Origin of the sequence: Halomonas citrativorans (assembly GCF_900163645.1) — a bacterium.
GTDB classification, from domain to species: domain Bacteria; phylum Pseudomonadota; class Gammaproteobacteria; order Pseudomonadales; family Halomonadaceae; genus Vreelandella; species Vreelandella citrativorans.
Genome location: NZ_FUKM01000008.1, coordinates 1 through 2,317, shown reverse-complemented (window position 1 = coordinate 2,317; position 2,317 = coordinate 1). Strand labels below are relative to the sequence as shown.

Sequence of the window (2,317 nt, the reverse complement as noted above, 5' to 3'; positions counted from 1 at the left end):
ATACAGGCCGCACCTACAAGTTCCCCGTTGCCCTTACCGTGTATGACGAAAACGGCAAGGAAAACACCGGCAAATTCAAAGCCACGTTCAAAGTGAAGCCCCAGAACGAACTGCGCGACATGCCTGCCGATACGCTGCTTCTCGACGAAGTGCTAAAGGGCGTTGAAGACATTTGCCTAACGGATGACGAAGGCAAAGCACTGGAAGGTGACGACCTGCTGCATGCCGCCAAAAACGATCCGGCGATCTCAACGGCGCTGATCACCGCCTATCAGGAGAGCGTTTCAAAAAAGAACCGTGGGCGAATCTAGTCGACGCCGGTAAGCACTGGGCTGAGGCCAGCACGGCTCAGCCCAATCTGGTCAAGGATGACCTCGCCGCGCTAGGCATCACTCTGGGCGGCGAACTGGCCGAAGAAGTCGAGGCAGCCGATGCAGAGCCGGATCTCTTCGATGTGCTGCCGGAAAACTGGGACGCCGTTCAGATCTTCCTGCGCTGTTCCCGCCAGTGGCGCTTTGCAGGCATGGGCGGCCCCACTGGGCTGGATGTACAAGCGGTGATCAGCGTGATCAGCCTCTACAGATTGCCACCAGAGCAGCAGCTAGAACGGCTTGATCAGGTACAGCTCATTGAGCGCGGCGCGCTTAGCGTCATGAATGAACCCCGCAACTAACGTTAGAAGGCCTGGCTTTGAACAACAATCTAACGCTTAGCGTTACCCTAACTGGCGATGGTCGCCAGCTCTCAGGCACTCTCAAGGATGCCCAGGGTGACGTGCGGGAGTTTGGCGCTACGACAGAGCGGGAAAGTAAGCGGGCCGAAACCTCACTGGCGGCACCTGGTCGCCAGGCGGGTACCGTTTCCGAGCATTTACGCGATGCGGGGCAAGAAGCACGCACCTTCGGTACTGAAACCGATCAGGGTGGGCGTCAGGCATCACAGGCACTAGCGCAAACTGGCGCGCAGGCCCAGACCGTATCCTCACATTTAAACCGCCTGCGTTCTGTTGCACTCGGGGTGGTAATGGCGCTCGTCTCCATGGCGGGCGGCCTCAGTTTTGGCAGCATCATTTCTCAAACCGCCGACTTTGAAGACTCCATTTTGGGGCTTCAGGCAGTTTCCAGTGCCACAGTCGGTGAGATAGCTCAGCTTGAACAACAGGCGCGTAGCCTTGGCGCTACCAGCATGTTCTCTGCCAAGCAGTCGGCAGATGCCCAACGTTTCCTGGCCCAGGCAGGGTTTGACGTTAACGAAGTGCTGGCCGCAACGCCCAGCGTTTTAAGCCTGGCAACGGCTGGCCAGATGGATCTTGCCCAAGCGGCCGACATCGCATCCAACGTGCTCGGCGGCATGCGGATGGAAGTTGACCAGCTAAATCGCGTTAACGACGTGATGGCCGCGACCTCAGCACGTTCCAACACCAATATCATGCAGTTGGGTGAAGCGTTTTCCTACGCTGGGCCTTTCGCCGCCTCTGCTGGCATCAGCATTGAAACCACTTCTGCCGCTATCGGCGTGCTGTCTGATGCGGGCCTGCAAGCCAGCCGTGCTGGTACCGGCTTAATCGGCATTATCCGTCAGCTTTCCAACGTGACACCTCAAGCGGCTGGTGTGCTGGCTAATTACGGCCTCACGATAGAAGACGTCAATATCGAAGCTCACGGCCTGGAGACGGTGCTGGAGCGGATTCGTGACGCCAACATGTCCACAGCGGATGCCTTCGCCATCTTCGGCAGTGAGGCCGGTGCCGCCGCGCAGATCCTCGCAGCCGGCGCGGGCCGTGTGCGTGAGTTCAGTGGTGAGCTGAATAGTGTTGAAGGCGAAGTCGAACGGATGGCGCTGATCATCGGCTCGGGCCTGACAGGCTCCATCCGTGGCTTCAATTCAATGCTGAGCGAGTCGATTCTCCAGCTGGGTGAGAGCGGTGTAAGCGGCGCCTTCGGGCTGGTGGTTGATAACGCCACCGGCGTGCTGGCCGTTTACAACGACATGCTGCCAGCGCTGGCAGAAGCCAACGATCTGACCGATGAACAGGTAGCCCGCATTGAGGCGTTAGCGGGCGGCATCGACCTGCTGGGCGATGCGTTGATCATCACCGGCGGCATTATGGCTGGCCGTTATGTAGGTGCTATCGCGGCCAGCCAAGCAGCGCTCACCGCCAAAGCCGCCATTGCGGCCACGACGACCGGCACGCTTAATCTACTGACCGGTGCCACCACGCGCCAAGCAGCGGCAGCGACGGCAATGGCGGGTGCGACTCGTGCAGCCACAGGTGCGTTGATGCTGATGGGCGGCCCTCTGGGCTTGTTGGTTGGTG

The 2,317-nt window shown here is 59.5% G+C and carries 3 protein-coding genes; all 3 read left to right on the top strand.

Annotation, left to right across the window (positions count from 1 at the left end):
• Positions 1-311 (top strand): hypothetical protein (locus CZ787_RS18780; protein ID WP_176372159.1); only part of this gene is annotated, 311 nt, incomplete at its 5' end.
• 47 nt (positions 312-358) lie between these two features.
• Positions 359-673 carry a DUF1799 domain-containing protein gene (locus tag CZ787_RS02370; RefSeq protein WP_087105795.1) on the top strand — a complete coding sequence of 105 codons (315 nt, stop codon included), beginning with the start codon at positions 359-361 and terminating at the stop codon, positions 671-673.
• 17 nt (positions 674-690) lie between these two features.
• Positions 691-2,317: phage tail tape measure protein (locus tag CZ787_RS02365; RefSeq protein ID WP_087105793.1), on the top strand; the 1,627-nt coding region annotated here is incomplete at its 3' end.